The sequence below is a fragment of the Roseobacter sp. AzwK-3b genome (assembly GCF_000170875.1).
Classification (GTDB): domain Bacteria; phylum Pseudomonadota; class Alphaproteobacteria; order Rhodobacterales; family Rhodobacteraceae; genus Roseovarius; species Roseovarius litoreus.
Map to the genome: position 1 here is coordinate 34,594 of NZ_ABCR01000010.1, position 20,257 is coordinate 54,850.

Consider the following 20,257-nt stretch of genomic DNA (forward strand, 5'->3'; position numbering starts at 1 on the left):
TTCCTTTGGTTATCCAGCCTGAATCATCAGCTGATAACTGGTCGGCTCATAGCGGAACCCGTCGCCCGCCGCCTCGACATACCCCATTCCGGGCCATGGCATGTGATACCCGATGAACGGAATTCCATCCGCCGCCAGCATCCCGAGAATCCTCCGCCGTGTCTGCGCGGCGGCGGCTTTGTCCATGTCGAACTTCACTTCCCAATCGGGATAGCCAAGAGACCACACATAGTGGTTGGCAAAGTCCGCAGCCACCACAAGTTGTTGCCCGTTGCTTTCCAGCATATAGGTCATGTGCCCCGGCGTGTGCCCGAACGCCGCCATGGCGGTCACGCCTGTGGCCACGCTGTCGCCGTCTCCGATCATCGTCATCTGCTCGGCCAGTGGCCGGACCTTGGCTTCGAAGTTCTCGTTTTCCATCTTGGCCCAGGCATCGAACTCCGCGGACCCGGTCACGTAGCGGGCATTCGGATAGGTCGGTGCATCGCCATTCATCAAGCCGCCGATGTGGTCGCCATGCATGTGGGTGATCACCACGATGTCGACCTGATCGGGCGTGTATCCCGCCTCGGCCAGGGCCGCAGTCGTGCTTTCGGCATTCAACCCGGTATCGAACAAAATCAATTCGTTACCGGTATTGACCACCGTCGGCGTGAAGAAAAACTGTGCGACATCGGTGGGCAGGCGTGCGGCCTTCGAGGCAGTCTCGAATGTTTCTGCGCTGACATTCAACCCGAAGATCGAATGAGGGTCCGGGCGGGGCATGGTGCCCGCGAGGATCGTCGTGACCTCGAAGTCGCCAAGGCCCACGCGGTTGAACTTGGACATACCCATTCCCATCATTGGCGCTGCCGCCCGAGCAGCACCGCCCGAGGCGATCGTGAATGGCATGGCTGCGGCCCCTGCAAGCAGTGTACGTCGGGAAAATTCCGTGGCTGACATGACTTATCTCCTGTTGCTATATGTTGAAGGATAGTGTGCAGATCGCGGAGCGGCGCGCAATTCACGCCAATGTGATACACCGCGTCCCTGCACTGGCCCGATCGGGCAAAGGTGGCCCTTTTAGATGATCTCGATCCTACGCAATACCACATATGCCGCGCTTTTTTCAGCGCAGGTCATCGCCTTGATCGGCACCGGGCTGTTGACCGTGGCGCTTGGCCTTCTGGCTTTCGATCTTGCCGGTGCGCAGGCCGGGCTGGTGTTGGGGTTGGCCTATACAATCAAGATGGTGGCTTATGTGGGCCTGTCGCCCATCGCACAGGCAGCGGTGCATCGCCTGCCGCGCAAGGCCGTCCTGATTGGTGCGGATCTTGTCCGTGCGGCGGTTGCGCTTTGCCTGCCATTCGTGACCGAGGTGTGGCAGGTCTATGTGCTTGTTTTCGTGCTTCAATCCGCGTCAGCTACCTTCACGCCCGCGTTTCAGGCGGCGATCCCGGATGTCCTGCCGGTCGAACGGGATTACACCCGCGCGCTGTCGCTTTCGCGCCTGGCCTATGATCTTGAAAACCTGATTAGTCCAGCGGCGGCGGCTCTTTTGCTGACAGTCCTCAGCTACAACTGGCTGTTTCTGGGAACGGTTCTTGGCTTTGCCGCCTCGGCGGCGCTGGTCTGGTCGGTCTGCGTGCCGCCGGTCGGGCAACATCAGAGCAGCCGTTCTTTCCGCGAAAGACTGATGCGCGGCACGCGCATTTATCTTGCCACGCCGCGTTTGCGCGGTCTTCTGGCGCTCAACCTTGCTGCGGCCTCGGTGGGGGCGTTCGTGCTGGTCAACACGGTCGTTCTGGTGCGCGCGGGATATGGCGGAACCGAGACCGACCTCGCACAGGCCATGGCGTGTTTCGGCGCGGGGTCAATGACGGCTGCACTGCTTCTTCCAGCTCTGCTCGACAGGGTGCCGGACAGGCCCGTGATGCTGGTGGGGGCGGCGTCCCTGACTGGGTTTGCGATCTTGGCTGCCGTTGTTCTGGCGGTCCCAGGGTTGCCGCAATGGCTTGGCTTTCTGGGGCTATGGGCTGTTCTGGGGTTCTTTTATTCCTGCGTGATGACGCCCTCTGGACGGCTGCTGCGCCGGTCGTCCCATTCCGAGGATCGTCCGGCGGTGTTCGCCGCGCAATTCGCGCTCAGCCATGCGTGTTGGCTGTTGACCTATCCCTTGGCGGGATGGGTTGGACAGGCGTTCGGCATGGATGTGGCGCTTGGTTTGCTTGGCGCGATTGCCCTGACGGGCCTTGTGCTTGCCCGTCTCTTGTGGCCAGCCGAGCTGACCCGCGAGCTTGAGCACGAACATCCGGACCTGCCGCAGGATCACCCGCATCTGCGCGCGCATCATGGGCTCAGGCGGCACGTCCATGTTTTCGTCATAGATGACGAGCATCGCGTCTGGCCGACACAAGGCTGACGACGGTGAAATCTGGACAATCGCTTGCGGCTGTGACATGGCCCACGCCAATCAGGAGAGACCCATGACAACCACTCGCTTCGCCCCGTCCCCCACCGGTTACATCCATGTGGGCAATCTGCGCACTGCGCTGATGAACTTTCTCATCGCGCGCAAGGCGGGTGGCACGTTCATCCTGCGCATCGACGACACCGATCCTGAACGTTCCAAACAGGTCTATGTCGACGCGATCAAGGAAGATCTGGAGTGGCTGGGCCTGCATTGGGACCGGGTGGAACGGCAGTCAGAGCGGCTGGATCGCTATGCCGAGGCCGCCGACAAGCTGCGCGAGATGGGCCGCTTTTATGAGGCCTTCGAGACCCCGACCGAGCTTGATCTGAAGCGCAAGAAGCAGCTCAACATGGGTAAGCCGCCGGTCTATGACCGTGCCGCGTTGAAGTTGTCTGAGGATGAGAAGACCAAACTGCGCGCCGAGCGCGGCAACGGCGTGTGGCGTTTCAAGCTGGATCAGGAGCGGATCGAGTGGAATGACGGCATCCTCGGCGATATTTCGATCGACGCGGCCAGTGTCAGCGATCCGGTGCTGATCCGGGGGGATGGGCAGGTTCTCTATACCCTTGCGTCCGTCGTGGATGACACCGAAATGGGCGTGACCCATGTGGTGCGTGGCAGCGATCACGTCACCAACACCGCCACGCAGATCCAGATCATCGAGGCGCTTGGCGGAACCGTTCCCAGCTTTGCGCATCACTCGCTTTTGACCGGGCCGCAGGGCGAGTCGCTCTCCAAACGTCTTGGCACCCTGTCGCTGCGCGATCTGCGTGCCCAAGGGATCGAGCCGATGGCGCTGCTCAGCCTGATGTCGCGTCTTGGGTCTGCCGATCCGGTCGAAGTGCGTACCAGCATGGACGAGTTGATCGAGGGCTTCGACATCTCGCGCTTCGGTGCCGCGCCGACCAAGTTCGATGTGCAGGACCTGTTTCCCTTGACGGCACGCCTTCTGCATGACCGCGCCTATGACGAGGTCAGTGACCAGATCGCGGCGATCGGCGTGCCTGACAATCTGGCCGAACGGTTCTGGACGGTGACGCGCGACAATATCACCACGCTGCAGGACCTGCCGGCATGGTGGGCGATGTTCCGCGACGGTGCCGAGCCGGTGATCGACGACGAAGATCGTGCGTTCGTGGCTGAGGCGATGACGCTGCTGCCCGATGCACCCTATGACGACAGCACCTGGGGCGACTGGACTGCGCGCGTCAAAGACGCGACAGGCCGCAAGGGCAAGGGCCTGTTCATGCCGCTTCGCAAGGCGTTGACAGGGCAGGCCCACGGCCCGGACATGAGCCAGGTGCTGCCGCTTTTGCAGAGGATCAAGGCTAGGGATTGACCCCACCTGCGCTTTGCCGTGCGCGAAGCTTGATTTTGTCCTCTTCCAGAACCATCGCCTGTTCGGAATAGGCGCGCGCGCGTTCCGCCATAACTTGTGCGGCGCTGGCGAGGTCGGCATCCGGCCCTTCTGCCAGCGTCTGAAGCGCCTGTTGCAGACGGGTGGCCACCTCGACCAGCGCGGCGCCGTCGCGTGCGGTACTGGCGAAGGCCCCTTCGATCAGTTGCTCAGGTGAGGTGTCGGGTATGAAAATGCGGGGGAATATCGGCTCTTTGTTTTCGATGGGAGTTCTTCCCCAATCCCATAAAAGTCGTTCCTGACGCCCGATCACGTCAATGGCTGTGCCCGGATCATTCATGCCGGGCGACAGCGCGCGCGAGGCGATTTCCGAAAGCACCAGGAGCCCGTAGGCCGCATCCTGCTCGAACGACCGATAGTCACCGATCGTTAGGCATTCCTTGACGGTTTCAAGTGCCTTGCCCGAAAGGCCGCTGGCAAAGGCGACCGGAGTGCCCTGCAGCACGAAGCGGCCGGGCGGGGCATGGACATAGAGCCGCGCATCCTTGTCTTGCAGGATCGCGCTCATGCGGCGCAGGTCGATGAATTGCAGATAGCCCGAGCGCGGCGCCGGGACCGGTACGACGTCTTGCGGCATGACCGTCTCGGGCGTCAGCGCATTGGCGCGCAGCGCGGGCGTCTTGCGGGCCAGCATCAGGCTGGCCCGCGCGTGGCGTTCGGTGTCGTGCAAGGTCTTGTCCATGCTGCCCAGATCGCTGAGATGGTCGATCCAGCGCAGCATCGCCAGAATGACCAGAATGACCACCACGACCGTTACGGCAAGAACCGCGACCGAGGCACCGGGCGCGTGCAGTTTTGCCTTGAACAGGATGATCGAACTGAGCGCATAGACAAAGGCGCCGATGAACGTCGCCAGCACCGTTTGCGTGGTCGTGTCGGCCAGAAGGATGCGATGCGCGCGAGGGGTGGCCTGTGCGGCGGCGGCGTTATGCGCGGTGACCATCACATTGAGTGAAAACGTGCTGACCGCCAGCATCCCCGAGGCGAGGATTGTCAGGATCGGCATCACCGCATCCGGCGTGAAGCGTTCGCGCAGCACCTCGGGGATCAGGCTGTCCAGCAGCATCGCCGCCATCGAGGCCACCACGGCAAGACAGGCCATCAAGGTCACGCGGACCCAAAGCATCCGGCTTATCCGCAGGATCACAAGCAGCGTCTTGGAGATCGTCTTGGTGTTCGCCATCCTAGTCCTTTCCGACGCAAATCATGCGTCATGCGGGGGCGACAGTCCACCGTGCAGTCCACCGTGCAGCCCACCGCCCGCCAGCGGCTAGCGGCGAAGAATGCGGATATCCCTCTCGCGCAACTGCGTGTCGATGAAGCCATATTCGTCGAGGCTGAGGCGGCGGTGACGTGGATAGACGGGATCGCTGCGGTCGTCCAACACCGGCGTGTGCTGCCAGCCATCTGTCGTGTCGAAAAAGCGTCGGGCGCCGTCTTCTCCGAATTCGCGCAGATAGCCCTGCACGACCACATCGATATAGCTCAAGAGGGCAGGGTGCGTTTCGGTCGGCACGTCATGGCGGCCCTCGGGGATCGCGTAGACCGCGATATCGGGACTGTGGGTAAGAGCATGGGTGACCTGATGCGCGGCGGCGACCCTGTCATAGGCCTGCTCGCGCGCGTCGAGGGCCGCCCAATCCTGTCCGGGAACAGCGGCGATCAGCCCGTCGATGAGGGATGTCTCGTCCGGGATGACCGTAAGATATGCCACCTTCCTGAGCGAGGTATGCCGCCACACGCGGCGCCATCCGCTGAGCTGCGCGGTATGCGCTTCCTTGAAGGCATGCGTGTCGCGGTTTACCAGGCTGCCATATCCGAAGAAATATGCATGTCCCATGTATATTTTCCTGCACCGCTTGATCTGCATCATGTCCTGCTGCCGTGTTTGACCGCAGGATGGATTGAATTCAAGCAAAGGGTCAAAAAACGGAATGCGCATCACGAAACGCACGAATATCGCCATTCGCGTTCTCATGTTCTGTGGCGCCAATATCGACCGGCTGGTCACCAAATCCGAGATCGCGGCGCGCTGCAACACGTCCGAAAGTCACTTGGCGCAAGTCATCAATCGTCTGGCGCAGCTTGATTTTCTGCACACCCAACGTGGTCGTAGCGGCGGGATCGCCTTGGCCCGTCCGATGGATGAGATCATCATTGGGGATGTGTTCCGCCAGCTCGAATCGAACGTTCCTATCGCCGAGTGCTTTGCCGATGTAGACAATACCTGTCCGCTGGTCACCGCCTGCCGTTTGCGGCACGCCATCGCTGACGCGGCAGAGGCTTTTTATGCGCATCTCGACAAAATTACGCTGGATGTGCTGGTTTGTGATAACGTCGCGCTGCTGGATATTTTCATGCCGGGGCGCTGCGTGAAACAGGCTTGAAGTCGCCGATTTCGTATACTAGCTTGCCGCCATATCGTATCGGGAGAACCGGCCAGTCCGGTGCCGAAGGAGCAACCGCCCCGGAAACTCTCAGGCCCAAGGGACCGATGCGATTTCAGAACTCTGGAGAGTGGTGCCTTCGCGGCGCCCGCCGAAGGGATAGCGATCTCAGGCCAAAGGACAGAGGGGGCATCAAGGCGCGACCAACAGGGTCGTGCAGAGATGCCAGCTGGATTCATCCGAAGTCAACTGGCGCCATTTGGATGAGGCCCGATGAGCGATACGCTGCGCAAGACCCCGCTGTATGACCTGCATGTCGAATTGGGGGCCAAGATGGTGCCCTTCGCGGGATACGAGATGCCGGTTCAGTTTCCTGCTGGGGTGATGAAGGAACATCTTCAGACACGTGCGGCCGCAGGCCTGTTCGACGTCAGCCATATGGGGCAGGTCATTGTGCGTTCCCCCCAAGGCTATGACACTGTGGCCCTTGCGCTTGAAACGCTCGTGCCGGTGGATTTGGCCGGCTTGCCCGAGGGGCGGCAACGATATGGTTTTTTCACCAACGATCAGGGCGGCATTCTGGATGACCTGATGCTGGCCAATCGCGGCGACCATCTGTTCGTCGTGGTAAACGCCGCCTGCAAGGCGGCTGACATCGCTCATATGCAGAACGGACTGCCCGGCTGCACGGTCGAAGAGATTTCCGACCGCGCCTTGCTGGCACTGCAGGGGCCGCAGGCCGAAGAGGTTCTGTCGGGCATTCTGCCCGGAGTGCGGGATATGCGCTTCATGGACGTGGCCGTTTTTGAAAGCTCTTTCGGGGGACTTTGGGTGTCGCGCTCGGGTTATACCGGAGAGGACGGGTTCGAGATTTCAGTCGAGACCGCGCAGGCCGAGGAGCTGGCGCGGGCCGTGCTGGCCCATGACGCGGTAGAGCCGATCGGTCTTGGGGCGCGTGACAGCCTTCGGCTGGAAGCCGGGCTTTGTCTTTACGGTCACGACATCGACGAGACGACCACCCCGATCGAGGCGGCTCTTGGCTGGGCCATCCAGAAGGTGCGCCGCCGCGGTGGGGCCCGCGAGGGTGGGTTCCCCGGCGCGGCTGTGATCCTCGATCAATTGGAAAACGGCGCTCCGCGACAGCGGGTCGGGCTGCGTCCCGAAGGCCGCGCACCGATGCGCGAAGGCACGGAGCTGTTCGAAACGCAGGGCGCGGGCGCCGCTGTCGGCCGCGTCACATCGGGTGCGTTCGGTCCGACCATCGGCGCGCCGATGTCGATGGGATATGTGCCGGCGGCGCTGGCCGGTCCCGGAGCCAGTCTGCATGGCGATGTCAGGGGTAAACGCATGCCGGTGACAGTGGCCAAGCTGCCCTTTACACCCGCCAATTTCAAACGCTGAAACTCAGGGAGAGCGAGAGATGAAATTCACCGAAGAACACGAATGGTTGCGCAACGACGAGGACGACGTGATCGTTGTCGGCATCACCGAACATGCCAGTGAGCAGTTGGGCGATGTGGTGTTCGTGGAACTGCCCGAGATCGGCACGATGGTGGCCAAGGGCGATGAAATCGTCGTGATCGAAAGCGTCAAGGCGGCCAGCGACATCCTTGCCCCGATCGACGGCGAGATCGTCGAGATCAACGAGGCGCTGATCGACGATCCGGCCAAGGTGAATTCCGATCCGCTTGGGGATGCGTGGTTCTTCAAGATCAAGGCCAATAATCCGTCCCAGATGGACGAGTACATGGACGAAGACGCCTATCAGTCGTTCATCGGCTGACCGCAGCCGCTTTCGGGCGACACCATTCCGACCAGGGTAAGGCACAGGCGGCAAGTCGGCCTTTATCCGTGACAGCACGAGGGACATGATGCCTTTCGAACCTACCGATTATCTGCCCTATGACTTCGCCAACCGTCGCCATATCGGCCCCTCTCCGCAGGAAATGGCCGAAATGCTGGACGTTCTGGGCACGGACAGCCTGCAGACGCTGATCGATGAAACCATACCGAAATCGATCCGTCAGGAGACGCCACTGGATTTCGGCAAGCCGATGTCCGAAAGTGAGCTGCTGCACCACATGCGCGAGGTGGCCAACCGCAACAAGGTGCTGACCTCGCTGATCGGGCAGGGGTATCATGGCACGGTCACACCTCCGGCAATTCAGCGCAATATCTTGGAAAATCCGGCCTGGTATACCGCCTATACACCCTATCAGCCCGAGATCAGCCAGGGCCGGCTCGAGGCGCTGTTGAACTTTCAGACCATGGTCAGCGATCTGACAGGGCTCGAAATCGCCAATGCCTCGTTGCTCGACGAGGCGACCGCTGCGGCAGAAGCAATGACCATGGCGCAGCGTGTGGTCAAATCCAAGGCCAAGGCATTTTTCGTCGATGAGAATTGCCATCCGCAGAACATCGCCGTGATGCGCACCCGCGCGGAACCGCTTGATATCGAACTGGTGGTCGGCGCCCCCGAGACGCTGAACCCCGAGCACGTGTTCGGAGCGATCTTTCAGTATCCCGGCACCTATGGGCATCTGCGCGATTTCACCGATGAAATGGCAGCTCTGCACGGGGCTGGGGCGATTGGTATCGTGATCGCCGATCCGATGGCCTTGACCCTGCTGAAAGAGCCGGGCGCCATGGGGGCCGATATTGCTGTGGGGTCGACGCAGCGATTTGGCGTGCCGATGGGCTTTGGAGGGCCGCACGCAGCCTATATCGCGACCAAGGACAGCTACAAGCGCGCGCTTCCCGGTCGCCTCGTAGGTGTGTCGGTCGACAGTCATGGAAACCGTGCCTACCGGCTGGCCCTTCAGACCCGCGAGCAGCATATCCGCCGTGAAAAGGCGACCTCGAATGTCTGCACCGCACAGGCGCTGCTGGCGGTTATGGCGTCGATGTATGCGGTGTTCCATGGTCCCAAAGGTCTCAAGGCCATCGCGCAGCGCATCCACCGCAAGACGGTGCGTCTGGCCAAGGGGCTGGAGGCGGCGGGCTTCAAGGTCCAACCGGATCAGTTCTTCGACACGATCACGGTGGATGTGGGCCTCTTGCAGCGTGGCGTTCTTCAGGCGGCGGTTCGTGAAGGGGTGAACCTGCGCCGCGTGGGCGAGACCAAGATCGGCATCACACTGGACGAGCGTACGCGCCCGGCCACGATCGAAGCGGTGTGGCGTGCGTTCGGTATCATCATGGAAGACCGCGATTTCACATCCGAATACCGGATGCCGGATGGTCTTTTGCGGAGGTCCGAGTATCTCACGCATCCGATCTTCCACATGAACCGCGCCGAAACCGAGATGATGCGCTACATGCGACGTCTGGCAGACCGCGATCTGGCGCTTGATCGCGCGATGATTCCGCTTGGCTCATGCACGATGAAGCTGAATTCGGCGGCCGAGATGATGCCGGTCAGCTGGAATGAATTTTCGTTGCTCCATCCCTTTGTGCCCACAGATCAGGCCAAGGGGTATCACGACCTGATCGAGGATCTGAACGCCAAGCTGTGCGAGATCACCGGCTATGCCGCCATCTCGATGCAGCCCAATTCCGGCGCGCAGGGCGAATATGCCGGGCTTCTGACCATTGCCGCCTATCACCGCGCCAACGGTCAGGGCCATCGCAAGGTCTGTCTCATTCCGATGAGCGCGCATGGTACAAACCCTGCCAGCGCTCAGATGGTCGGCTGGGATGTGGTGGTCATCAAGTCCGATGAGAACGGCGATATCGATCTGGCCGATTTCCGCGCCAAGGCCGAGGCGCATTCGGACAATTTGGCCGGTTGCATGATCACCTATCCCTCGACGCACGGTGTGTTCGAGGAAACGGTCAAGGAGGTCTGCGAGATCACCCATCAGCATGGCGGTCAGGTCTATATCGACGGGGCCAATATGAACGCCATGGTGGGGCTCAGCCGTCCGGGTGATCTGGGTGGAGATGTCAGCCATCTCAACCTGCACAAGACCTTCTGCATCCCGCATGGCGGGGGTGGCCCGGGCATGGGGCCGATCGGTGTGAAAGAGCATCTGGCGCCGTTCCTCCCCGGGCATCCTGTCACCGGAGGCACGCAGGGTCCGGTGTCGGCTGCGCCTTTCGGGTCTCCGTCGCTTCTGCCGATCAGCTGGGCCTATTGCCTCATGATGGGTGGTGAGGGTCTGACACAGGCGACGCGGGTGGCCATCCTGAACGCCAACTATATCGCCAAGCGCCTCGAAGGCGCCTATGAGGTTCTCTATAAAGGGCGCAACGGGCGCGTGGCGCATGAATGCATCATCGACACCCGCCCCTTCGCCGATAGCGCCGGTGTGACGGTGGACGATATTGCCAAGCGCCTTGTCGATTGTGGCTTTCACGCCCCGACCATGAGCTGGCCCGTCGCGGGAACCTTGATGGTCGAGCCGACGGAATCCGAAACCAAGGCCGAACTGGACCGGTTCTGCGATGCGATGCTGGCCATCCGGCAGGAGATCCGCGACATCGAAGAAGGTCGTATCGACCGCGAGAACAATCCGCTCAAGAATGCGCCGCATACGGTGGAGGATCTCGTGGGGGATTGGGACAGGCCTTATAGCCGTGAACAGGGATGTTTCCCGCCCGGTGCCTTCCGCGTGGACAAGTATTGGCCGCCTGTGAACCGCGTGGACAATGTCTATGGTGACCGGCACCTCGTGTGCACCTGTCCCCCGGTGGAAAGTTACGCCGAAGCCGCTGAATAAGCGGTGTCTGACGACGTCGGTGGCCCTCTGGGGCCGCCGACTGCTCACGATTAAGAGCGAGCTGAGTCCCGTGGCGGGATCGGTACTAATCGCGATCTGCCCCGGAAAGATGGTTCAGACGTTATTCGCGCGAACGAAGGATACGCGCAGGACGCGCCTGCATGGGCGCCCACGCAAAGCCCAGACCTGCCAGAAGGCTGACCATTGCTCCCCCTGTCACGATCAGCAGGGCCGAGGTCCAGGCGATCTCGAAATTGGTATCCATGATGAAATGGCTCACCGCCCAACCTCCGGTAATCCCCGCTGCAAGTGCCACGAGCCCCGCCGCTGCCCCCAGAAGCGACGCGCGCAAGGCAAGGCTGGCCAAGATCTGCGCGCGGGACGCGCCGATGGTTTTCAGGATCGCCGCCTCTCGGGTGCGGGCGGTCTGGTCCGCGGCGGCAGCACCGATCAGCACCAGAAAGCCGGTCAGCAAGGTGGCCGCTGCCCCCCACGCGGTAGCCGAGGCCAGCCCCGCCAGAAGGTCCGACACCTGATCGATCGCATCGCGCACCCGGATCGCCGTGATGTTGGGAAATTTGCCTGAGAGGTCATTGAGGATCGCAGCTTCGGCCGGTGCTTCGGCATAGACCGTGGAGATGAAGGTATGCGGTGCTCCAGCGATCGCGGCGGGGTTGAGAAGCATGACGAATCCCATGCCGGCGGTCGAGAAATCCACTTCGCGCAAGGATGTGATCGTGGCGCTGATGTCCCGCCCCAGAATATTGAGCGTCAGAACGTCGCCCAGAACCAGCCCCATTTCCTCGGCCTCTTCTGCCGCAAAACTGATCTGTGGCGGTCCGTCATAATCCGCGCCCCACCATTCGCCGTCGGTGATGGTCGTGCGGTCCGGCACAGCGGCGGCATAGCTGATGCCACGATCGCCCTGCACGACCCAGTGATCGCCTGCCACTTCTTCGGCGGGACGGCCATTGATCTGGGTCAGAATGCCCCGCAGCATCGGGGCCGAGTCGATCCGGCTGATCTCGGGATCGTTTTCCAGCCGTTCCAGAAAACCGGGCATCTGATCCTTTTGGATGTCGACGAAAAAATAGGAGGGCGCCCGCTCGGGCAGGTCACGCGAAATGGCGCTGCGCAGGTTCTGGTCGATCTGTCCGACAGCCGCCAGCACCGAAAGGCCCAAGCCAAGGGACAGCACCACCGGCCCTGCCGTGGTGCCCGGTCCGCCGATCGCTGCCAGTGCCCAGCCAAGCGAGGGCCGCCCGCGAATGACCGGTTTCAGCAGTCTGGCAAGCTGTTTGATCCCGATTGCGGCCAAGCTCAGAAGAGCCAGTGACCCCACGATCCCCCCCGCTGTCCAAAGCGACAGTCGCGCATCCCCGGAAAACCATATGGCCGCCGAAAGAAGGGCCGTGACCAACACCGCGATCGCGACCAGATATGGCCACCTAGGCAGAATGCGCCCCGTTTCCATAGCATCGCGAAATAGCGTGGCCGCGCGAATATCCTGCGCCCGGGCCAGCGGCCAGAGCGTGAAGATTAGAACTGTGAGCGCACTGTAGAGCACCGCCTCGGCGATAGGTCCGGGGTAGGCGCCGAAAACGGCGGGCACCGGCAGACGGGCTTCGATCAGCGATGACAGCAAGACCGGAATGCCGACACCCAGCATCAGGCCAACCGCAAGCCCAAGACAGGCCAGAACGCCGATCTGGAAAAAGTAGGTCAGAAAGATCGTTTGTCGGTCGGCGCCAAGTGTGCGCAGCGTTGCGATGGTTTCGGTTTTCGTTGCCAGATACGCCCTGAGTGCTGCCGATATTCCGACGCCGCCTACCGCAAGGCCAGACAGGCCCACAAGGATCAGAAAGGCGCCAAGCCGATTGACGAACTCTTCCACTTGCGGCGCGCCGTTGCGCGCGTCGCGCCAGCGCAGGCCGCTATCGGGAAAAGCCGCTTCCGCCTCGGCGCCGATGGCGTCCAGATCGGTTCCCACTGGCAGATCGAGACGATACTCGGTCGAGAAAAGCGATCCCGGCGCCAATAGCCCGGAGGCGCCAAGCGCCTCGGTTCGCACGATGGTCCGTGGCCCCAGGGTGAAGCCTCCGGCAGCGTTATCCGGCTCGCGCTGGATTTCTGCGGAAAGAATGAAATCCTGAGTGCCGAGTCTGAAAATGTCGCCCGGTTCCAGCCCCAGTTTATTCGTCAGAATGGGATGCATCACCGCACCGGGCAATCCGTCGCGCCCGTCCAAAGCCTGCGCGAGGGACATGTCGGGCTGCAATTCCACGCGCCCAAGCAGAGGATAGGCCGCATCGACGGCTTTGATCTGGGTAAGGCCGCGTTCGCCGTCCGGTGCTATGGCCATCGAGCGAAAATCTGCGATCTCGGACACCGCATCGGCTGTCTCGTTCATCCAGGCGCGTTCAGCGTCGGTGGCGAAACGATAGGTCAACTCGATCGACGCATCCCCGCCCAGAAGCGTGGCGCCTTCTCGCTCAAGGCCGACGGTGATGCTTTCGCGGACTGTTCCAACAGCGGCAATCGCCGCAACGCCAAGGATGACGCAGCCAAGGAAAATGCGAAATCCCCGCAGGCCGCCGCGCAGCTCCCGCCGGGCAAAGCGCGCCGCGGTGACAAGGCTCATGCGGGCACTCCGGCGCTTTCCGAAAGCCTGCCATCCACCAGCTCCACGACCCTGTCACAGCGCGCCGCCAGATCCGGGGCATGGGTCACAAGGATCATGGTGGCGCCATGACGACGGCTCAGATCGAACAAAAGCTCAATGATCGACGCACCGGTGGCCCCGTCAAGATTGCCCGTCGGCTCGTCAGCAAGCACGATATCGGGGCGGGGGGCTGCGGCGCGGGCCAGCGCCACGCGCTGCTGCTCGCCACCCGAGAGTTGCGAGGGGTAATGCTCGGCCCGACCGGCGAGCCCGACAGCGGCCAATTCCTCGGCGGCGCGCTCATAGGCATCCGCCCGCCCGGCCAGTTCCAGCGGGGCGGCCACATTTTCCAGCGCCGTCATCGTCGGGATCAGGTGAAAGGACTGGAACACCACTCCGAAATGATCCCGGCGCAGGCGGGCCAGTTGATCCTCGTTCATGTTGGACAGGTCGTGGCCAAGTGCGGCGATCTGCCCTGAACTCGCCCGTTCAAGCCCGCCCATCAGCATCAACAGCGAAGATTTGCCGGACCCCGATGGCCCCACCAATCCCAGTGTCTCACCCTTATGGACATCCAACGAGATCCCGTGGAGTATCTGGACAAGCCCCGCGTTGCCTTGCAGCGACAGCGTGGCATCCTTGAGGGAAATAACAGGATCGGTCATGGGTTTCAGCCTGATTGCAAACGACTTTTTTGAATATGGTGTGTGGTCTATGCGCGGCAAGGTTGCGACCATGTTTCTTTTGGTCGCAACTCCTGCGATGGCCGAGGATGTTACGGTGCTGGCCTTTGGCGACAGCCTGACACAAGGCTACGGCCTGCCCGAAGCGCAAGGGCTGGTGCCGCAGCTTGATGCCTGGCTCGCGGCCAAGGGGGTTAAGGTTGACCTGATCAATGCAGGTGTGTCGGGAGATACGACCGCCGGTGGAGCCGCACGCGTGGATTGGAGCCTGACGCCCGAAGTGGATGCGATGATCGTGACACTCGGCGGCAATGATCTGCTGCGCGGGCTCGATCCTTCAGACGCTCGGAGCAACCTGCGTGCGATACTCGAATCGGCGCGCTCTCGCGATGTCGAGGTTCTTTTGGTGGGCATGAAGGCGCCGGGCAATTACGGCGCCGAGTACCAGACCGCATTCGACAGCATCTATCCCGATTTGGCGCAGGAATTCGGCACGCTTTACTTCGAGAATTTCTTTGCAGGTCTTGGGCAGGATGATCCGGCGCAGGCCCGCCGGTATTTTCAGCCCGATGGAATTCATCCCAATTCGGAAGGCGTCGAGCGGATCGTGGAGGCGCTTGGACCTGCTGTTGTCGATCTCGTCCTGCGGGCTGAATGAACTGCGGACAACAAAAAACGGGCCCTGTCGCGGGCCCGTCAGATATTCTCGTGTGCGCGGCGGATCAAGCCAGAGCGATGTTTGCCGCGGATTCGCGGCCGTCGCGGCCTGCTTCGATGTCGAAGGTCACTTTCTGATTGTCCGCAAGACCAGTCAGACCAGCGCGTTCCACTGCCGAGATATGCACGAAGACGTCTTTGCCGCCACCTTCAGGCGCGATGAAGCCGTAACCTTTGGTGGTGTTGAACCATTTGACGGTGCCGTTGGCCATCCGTTTTCTCCTTTTGATGTCGCTGCCCGCTTCAGTGCGGCAGCCCGGCGCAGTCAGAGCAAGATCGAGTGACAGCGCCGTGGTCGGAGCAGATGGTCGATAGAGGTAACGTCGCGGTAGGGAATATGGAACTGGCCTTGGTCCTCTTCAAGAGAAAATAAACCAAAAAAGTGATGGGGACATTGCGCCCATCACCCAATGCTCAAAGGACGGTCACGACTGTTCCGACGGGAACCCGCTCGTATAGATCCTGAACATGCTCGTTGAGCATCCGTATGCAGCCGTTCGATACTGATCGCCCGATGGACCGCGGCGCGTTGGTGCCGTGAATGCGGAAATAGGTGTCGCGCCCGTTCTGGAACAGGTACAGCGCCCTTGCTCCAAGGGGATTTTCCGGTCCGCCGGGCTGCACATAATCATTGCCCTTGAAACGTCCATAAGCACTCGGATCGCGCTCGATCATCTCGTCGGTGGGGCGCCAGGTGGGCCATTTTTTCTTGACGTCGATGGTGGCGGTGCCGGTGAATTGGAGGCCGGCTTTGCCGACGCCGACGCCGTAGCGGATGGCCTCGTTGGGGGCGGTCACGAAGTATAGAAAGTGCGCGCGCGGCAGGACGAGGAGTTGACCGGGCGCGTATTGGCTGGAAATGCTCACCGTGGCGGGCTTGAATTTCTCTTCCAGTTCAAAGGCTTGAGCTGCAGCGGGCAGCGCGGTGGCGGCAAGGCCGGTCGCGATGAAATGACGACGGTTGAGCATATGAGGTCCCCTTCAAAACACACGCCGACGTATAGAATGCCACCCGGCGCCGAAAAAATCAAAACCCGGTGATCGGCGCAAAAATCCGCTGCGGTATGGCATCGGTATCACGTCGGTATCACATCGGTGCAGCGCGCGCTGCGGCAGGCGCCTGTTAACCCTTTGCCAGGCATGTTTGCGAGACAGGATGGAGACAGAACATGGCCCGCATGACCAAGACCGAACGGATCGCCCGCGAAGGGCTGATGAAGAACCTCATACATCTCAACCGCGACGGCTGGATCTCGTCGATGCTCGAAGACGTGATCCCCGAGGCGTGGCACACGCTCGAGGCCGATCTGGATGTCGAGGAGAAAAAAGAGAAGGTGACGCTCTATCTGGATCGTTCGGTGCTGCGGGTCTTCAGAGCGATGGGCAACGGGTACCAGGCACGGATCAACCGGCTTCTTGCCACATGGGTACAGATGAAGATCGCGCAGGAAATCAAGCTGGATGACTTTCTGGACAAGCGCGTGAGGGCGCCTGTGGCCGACAAGGAGGGAGCGACCGAAGAGGCCACATCAGCACCTGACAGCACCCTGACCCCTGCGCGGCATGCGCAACCCGGCCGCGACGACGAAGAGGATGACGGCAGCCCGCTCATTTATCCCGAAATTGCCGTCGCTTTTGCGGAAATCCGCGCAGAACTGCTGGCGCAGGAAGCGCGCGAGGCCGAGGAGCAGGAGCGCGAAAGGAACAGCATGAGTGTCTGGGAGCGTGTCGGGCTGGAAGATGAGCGCCGCCGCAAGGCCGAACAGGATGCGCTGGAAGAGGGGTATCGCCGCCGCGCATTGGAGCGCGAGGCGCGCGACCTTGCGCGGGAAAAGGCGCGGGACACACGAAAGTAACGATGCCCGCGTTTGGTGCAGGCAGGCCACGATGCCGCCCCGCAAATACAGAGGGGCGAGCCATTGGCCCGCCCCCGCAAAATCTTGGATACGGTCCGAAAGGGACCGGAGCAGTCGCTTATGCGAGCTGCAGGTTGGTCGCGCTTTCGCGGCCGTCACGGCCTGCTTCGACGTCGTATGTCACTTTCTGGTCGTCAGCCAGGCCGGTGAGGCCCGAACGCTCGACGGCGCTGATGTGAACGAAAACGTCCTTGCCACCTGTTTCAGGTGCGATAAAGCCGAAGCCTTTGGTTGAGTTGAACCATTTCACGGTGCCATTGGCCATCCGTCGTCTCCTTGGATTTGTGCTGCCCGCGGAACTGCGGCAACCCGGCGTCGTCGTCTGGATCGATTGACTGAGCGCCGTTTGAAGGGAGACAGTGGGTCGAAAAAGAATAACTTAGCAGGGGGGCAGATAACAGGTGACGGCGATCATTGCAAGGAAAATCGGGGATTTCGCCCGGTAACCGGAAGTTAAGGCATCTGCGGTTAGATGCCGCCATGTATAGTCATGTCCCACCCCGGTTGCTCGGGGCCGTCCTTTCGATCGTGATATGCGTGGCGGCGCGGGCCGCCATTTCGTTTGTCATGACGGCAAACGCGTTGCGTATGGTGCGCCTTGCGGGGGGCGCGGAACATGGCGTCGGGTTCGAGATGTCTTGTGTCGGGCTTGTCTTGCGTCATGGCCGGTGGCCCGAGGCTACGCGGTGGCCCGAGGCGATTTGGGTCGAGACGTTGCGCGCCCGAGACGATGCGGGGTCATCTCGGGCAGAGGTCAGTGGGCAGAGGTCAGGCACGGGCAGGGATCGGTCTCACGCGGTGGTCAGGCGCGGGCGAAAGACCGATCCTTGTGTCAGCGACCCTTGTGCCAGCGACGCGGATCAGCGTGCGAATTTCTTGTGCTTGATCCGCTTGGGTTCCAGCGCGTCGGGGCCGAGGCGGCGTTTCTTGTCTTCCTCGTAATCCTCGAAATTGCCCTCGAACCATTCCACATGGGCCTCGCCTTCGAAGGCGAGGATATGGGTGCAGATCCGGTCGAGAAAGAAGCGGTCGTGGCTGATGACCACCGCGCAACCGGCGAAATCCACAAGCGCGTCTTCGAGCGCGCGCAGGGTTTCTACGTCGAGATCGTTGGTCGGCTCATCGAGCAGAAGCACGTTGCCGCCGGATTTCAGCAGGCGCGCCATGTGCACGCGGTTGCGTTCGCCCCCCGACAGGAGCGAGACTTTCTTTTGCTGGTCGCCGCCCTTGAAGTTGAAGGCGGAGCAATAGGCGCGGGAATTCATCTGCGCATCGCCCAGCTGGATGATCTCGGCGCCGCCGGTGATCGCCTCCCAGACGTTGTCGCCATCCTTCAGATCGTCGCGCGACTGGTCCACATAGCTGAGTGTGACCGTGTCGCCGTATTCGACGGTGCCCTCATCCGGCGCCTCTTGGCCGGTGAGCACCTTGAAGAGCGTGGATTTGCCCGCGCCGTTGGGGCCGATCACACCGACGATGCCGCCGGGCGGCAGCGAGAAGCTGAGATTTTCGATCAGCAGCTTGTCGCCCATGTGCTTTTTCAGGCCGTTCACCTCGATCACCTTCTGACCCAGACGCGGACCGTTTGGGATGATGATCTGGGCGCGGCCGAGTTTTTCACGCTCAGACTGATTGGCAAGGTCGTTATAGGCGTTGATCCGGGCCTTGGATTTGGCCTGCCGGGCCTTCTGTCCCTGCCGCATCCATTCCAGTTCGCGTTCCAGGGTCTTCTGGCGCGACTTGTCCTCGCGGGATTCCTGTTCGAGGCGCTTGGCCTTCTGTTCGAGCCAGCTGGAGTAATTGCCCTCGTAGGGGATGCCCCGGCCGCGGTCCAGTTCGAGGATCCAGCCGGTGATGTCATCGAGGAAATAGCGGTCATGGGTGACGATGAGGATCGTGCCCTTGTAGTCGATGAGGTGCTGTTGCAGCCAGGCGATGGTTTCGGCGTCCAGATGGTTGGTCGGTTCGTCCAACAGCAGCATTTCGGGCGCTTCGAGCAGAAGTTTGCACAGTGCCACGCGGCGCTTTTCACCGCCCGAGAGCGTGGTCACATCGGCATCGTCCGGCGGGCAGCGCAGCGCCTCCAGCGAGACGTCGATCTGGGCGTCCAGATCCCAGAGATTCTGGCTGTCGATCTCGTCCTGGAGGGCGGCCATTTCGTCGGCGGTCTCGTCCGAGTAGTTCATGGCGAGCTCGTTGAAGCGGTCCATCTTGGCCTTCTTTTCGGCCACGCCCAGCATCACGTTCTCGCGGACGGTCAGCGCGGGGTCGAGTTCAGGCTCCTGCGGGAGGTAGCCGACCTTGGCGCCCTCGGCGGACCACGCCTCGCCGGAATAGTCGGTGTCGATGCCGGCCATGATCCGCATCAGGGTGGATTTGCCCGCGCCGTTCGCGCCGACCACGCCGATCTTCACGCCGGGCAGAAAGCTGAGATGGATGTTCTCGAAACATTTCTTGCCGCCGGGATACGTCTTGGAGACGCCCTGCATGTGATAGACATATTGATAGGCTGCCATGGGGACTGCTCCGGGATGGGTTGGAAGATGTGTTGGCCCCGTATCTAGTCAATCCGGGCGCGCGCCGCAATCGTCTGTGCGCAAGCGGTGGGGGTGGCCGGTTTTTCTTCTGGACACGGCAGGCGGGGCTGGCAAAAGGGGGGCATGAAGATTGATATGCCGATGACGCGTCCGGGGCAGGTGATCGGGCTGTTGGGCGGGTCGTTCGATCCGCCTCATGCCGGGCATGTGCATATCAGCCGCGAGGCGCTCAAGCGGTTCGGGCTGGATCGGGTGTGGTGGATGGTCAGTCCTGGCAACCCGCTCAAGGCGCATGGGCCGGCGCCGCTGGCGCGGCGGATGGCGGCGTGCCGGGAGATGCTGGATCATCCGCGCATCGCGGTGACGGATATCGAGGCGCAGCTGAACACGCGCTACACGGCCGAGACGCTGCGGCGGTTGCAGGCGCTGCGGCCCGGCGTGCGGTTCGTGTGGCTGATGGGGGCCGATAATCTGGCGCAGCTGGACAAGTGGCAGGACTGGCACGAGATCGTGGGACGGGTGCCGCTGGGGGTGCTGGCGCGGCCCGGGCAGCGCATTTCGGCGCGCATGTCCAAGGCGGCGCGGATCTATGACTTCGCACGGCTGCCGGGACGGGCAAGCCGGTGTCTGGGCCGACGTGAGGCGCCGGCATGGTGCTTTGTGAACGTGCCGATGATGGCGCTGTCCTCGACGCGGCTGCGCAGCGGGGGCGCTTGGCCGCGTGGTGACTGAAAATTGATGCCCGCGCCAAGAAATTCGATTGTC

At 61.8% G+C, this 20,257-nt stretch carries 18 protein-coding genes and 1 riboswitch; of the genes, 9 read left to right on the forward strand and 9 right to left on the reverse strand.

Features of this window, described 5'->3' with window-relative positions; translation table 11 throughout:
- Positions 1–9 precede the first annotated feature (9 nt).
- Positions 10–942: an MBL fold metallo-hydrolase gene (locus RAZWK3B_RS15975; protein WP_037296092.1), complete on the reverse strand. Its 933-nt coding sequence runs from the start codon at positions 940–942 to the stop codon at positions 10–12.
- Positions 943–1,066: 124 nt separating this feature from the next.
- Between RAZWK3B_RS15975 and RAZWK3B_RS15980 the strand changes: the two genes are divergently transcribed.
- Positions 1,067–2,401 carry an MFS transporter gene (locus tag RAZWK3B_RS15980; protein ID WP_007816961.1) on the forward strand — a complete coding sequence of 445 codons (1,335 nt, stop codon included), beginning with the start codon at positions 1,067–1,069 and terminating at the stop codon, positions 2,399–2,401.
- Between the two features lie 64 nt (positions 2,402–2,465).
- Positions 2,466–3,791, forward strand: coding sequence for a glutamate--tRNA ligase (gene gltX, locus RAZWK3B_RS15985; protein ID WP_007816962.1), 1,326 nt, complete (start codon positions 2,466–2,468; stop codon positions 3,789–3,791).
- Here gltX and RAZWK3B_RS15990 read toward each other — a convergent pair.
- The gene (locus RAZWK3B_RS15990; protein WP_007816965.1) at positions 3,781–5,052 is read right to left on the reverse strand and encodes a DUF2254 domain-containing protein; all 1,272 of its coding nucleotides are present in this window, start codon (positions 5,050–5,052) and stop codon (positions 3,781–3,783) included. The genes gltX and RAZWK3B_RS15990 overlap by 11 nt on opposite strands.
- Before the next feature lie 87 nt (positions 5,053–5,139).
- The gene (locus RAZWK3B_RS15995; RefSeq protein ID WP_007816967.1) at positions 5,140–5,709 is read right to left on the reverse strand and encodes a gamma-glutamylcyclotransferase family protein; all 570 of its coding nucleotides are present in this window, start codon (positions 5,707–5,709) and stop codon (positions 5,140–5,142) included.
- Positions 5,710–5,803: 94 nt separating this feature from the next.
- Here RAZWK3B_RS15995 and RAZWK3B_RS16000 point away from each other — a divergent pair, with 94 nt between their 5' ends.
- The 4 genes from RAZWK3B_RS16000 to gcvP all read left to right on the forward strand — a co-directional run bounded on the left by RAZWK3B_RS16000 (position 5,804) and on the right by gcvP (position 10,977).
- Positions 5,804–6,256, forward strand: coding sequence for an RrF2 family transcriptional regulator (locus tag RAZWK3B_RS16000; RefSeq protein WP_007816969.1), 453 nt, complete (start codon positions 5,804–5,806; stop codon positions 6,254–6,256).
- Between the two features lie 30 nt (positions 6,257–6,286).
- A riboswitch (glycine riboswitch) is annotated at positions 6,287–6,373 on the forward strand.
- 156 nt (positions 6,374–6,529) lie between these two features.
- On the forward strand, positions 6,530–7,657 hold the full coding sequence (gene gcvT, locus RAZWK3B_RS16005) for a glycine cleavage system aminomethyltransferase GcvT (protein WP_007816971.1): 1,128 nt from the start codon (positions 6,530–6,532) through the stop codon (positions 7,655–7,657).
- 19 nt (positions 7,658–7,676) lie between these two features.
- Positions 7,677–8,039, forward strand: coding sequence for a glycine cleavage system protein GcvH (gene gcvH / locus RAZWK3B_RS16010; RefSeq protein WP_007816972.1), 363 nt, complete (start codon positions 7,677–7,679; stop codon positions 8,037–8,039).
- Positions 8,040–8,127: 88 nt separating this feature from the next.
- The gene (gene gcvP / locus RAZWK3B_RS16015) at positions 8,128–10,977 is read left to right on the forward strand and encodes an aminomethyl-transferring glycine dehydrogenase (protein ID WP_037296114.1); all 2,850 of its coding nucleotides are present in this window, start codon (positions 8,128–8,130) and stop codon (positions 10,975–10,977) included.
- A gap of 121 nt (positions 10,978–11,098) precedes the next feature.
- Here gcvP and RAZWK3B_RS16020 read toward each other — a convergent pair whose 3' ends face one another.
- Together RAZWK3B_RS16020 and RAZWK3B_RS16025 are read right to left on the reverse strand one after the other, a co-directional pair.
- Complete coding sequence (locus RAZWK3B_RS16020) at positions 11,099–13,618, reverse strand: ABC transporter permease (protein ID WP_007816975.1); 2,520 nt, start codon at positions 13,616–13,618, stop codon at positions 11,099–11,101.
- Complete coding sequence (locus tag RAZWK3B_RS16025) at positions 13,615–14,304, reverse strand: ABC transporter ATP-binding protein (protein WP_007816977.1); 690 nt, start codon at positions 14,302–14,304, stop codon at positions 13,615–13,617. Before RAZWK3B_RS16025 ends, RAZWK3B_RS16020 begins: the two co-directional genes overlap by 4 nt.
- On the opposite strand from RAZWK3B_RS16025, the gene RAZWK3B_RS16030 reads away from it, so the two are divergent.
- A complete protein-coding gene (locus tag RAZWK3B_RS16030; protein WP_007816979.1) occupies positions 14,303–14,980 on the forward strand; it encodes an arylesterase in 678 nt (225 codons plus the stop codon). The genes RAZWK3B_RS16025 and RAZWK3B_RS16030 overlap by 2 nt on opposite strands.
- A gap of 64 nt (positions 14,981–15,044) precedes the next feature.
- Here RAZWK3B_RS16030 and RAZWK3B_RS16035 read toward each other — a convergent pair whose 3' ends face one another.
- Together RAZWK3B_RS16035 and RAZWK3B_RS16040 are read right to left on the reverse strand one after the other, a co-directional pair.
- Positions 15,045–15,251: a cold-shock protein gene (locus RAZWK3B_RS16035; RefSeq protein ID WP_007816981.1), complete on the reverse strand. Its 207-nt coding sequence runs from the start codon at positions 15,249–15,251 to the stop codon at positions 15,045–15,047.
- A 202-nt stretch (positions 15,252–15,453) separates the two neighbouring features.
- On the reverse strand, positions 15,454–16,008 hold the full coding sequence (locus tag RAZWK3B_RS16040; protein ID WP_007816983.1) for a L,D-transpeptidase: 555 nt from the start codon (positions 16,006–16,008) through the stop codon (positions 15,454–15,456).
- A 200-nt stretch (positions 16,009–16,208) separates the two neighbouring features.
- On the opposite strand from RAZWK3B_RS16040, the gene RAZWK3B_RS20690 reads away from it, so the two are divergent.
- Positions 16,209–16,895 carry a BrnA antitoxin family protein gene (locus RAZWK3B_RS20690; RefSeq protein ID WP_007816984.1) on the forward strand — a complete coding sequence of 229 codons (687 nt, stop codon included), beginning with the start codon at positions 16,209–16,211 and terminating at the stop codon, positions 16,893–16,895.
- Between the two features lie 118 nt (positions 16,896–17,013).
- On the opposite strand, the gene RAZWK3B_RS16050 is transcribed toward RAZWK3B_RS20690, so the two are convergent.
- Positions 17,014–17,220, reverse strand: a complete 207-nt coding sequence (locus RAZWK3B_RS16050; protein ID WP_007816986.1) for a cold-shock protein — start codon at positions 17,218–17,220, stop codon at positions 17,014–17,016.
- A gap of 595 nt (positions 17,221–17,815) precedes the next feature.
- Positions 17,816–19,471, reverse strand: coding sequence for an energy-dependent translational throttle protein EttA (gene ettA, locus RAZWK3B_RS16055; RefSeq protein WP_007816988.1), 1,656 nt, complete (start codon positions 19,469–19,471; stop codon positions 17,816–17,818).
- Between the two features lie 144 nt (positions 19,472–19,615).
- On the opposite strand from ettA, the gene RAZWK3B_RS16060 reads away from it, so the two are divergent.
- Positions 19,616–20,224 (forward strand): nicotinate-nucleotide adenylyltransferase, encoded by a 609-nt coding sequence (locus RAZWK3B_RS16060; RefSeq protein ID WP_007816990.1) that lies wholly within the window; start codon positions 19,616–19,618, stop codon positions 20,222–20,224.
- Positions 20,225–20,257: the final 33 nt, after the last annotated feature.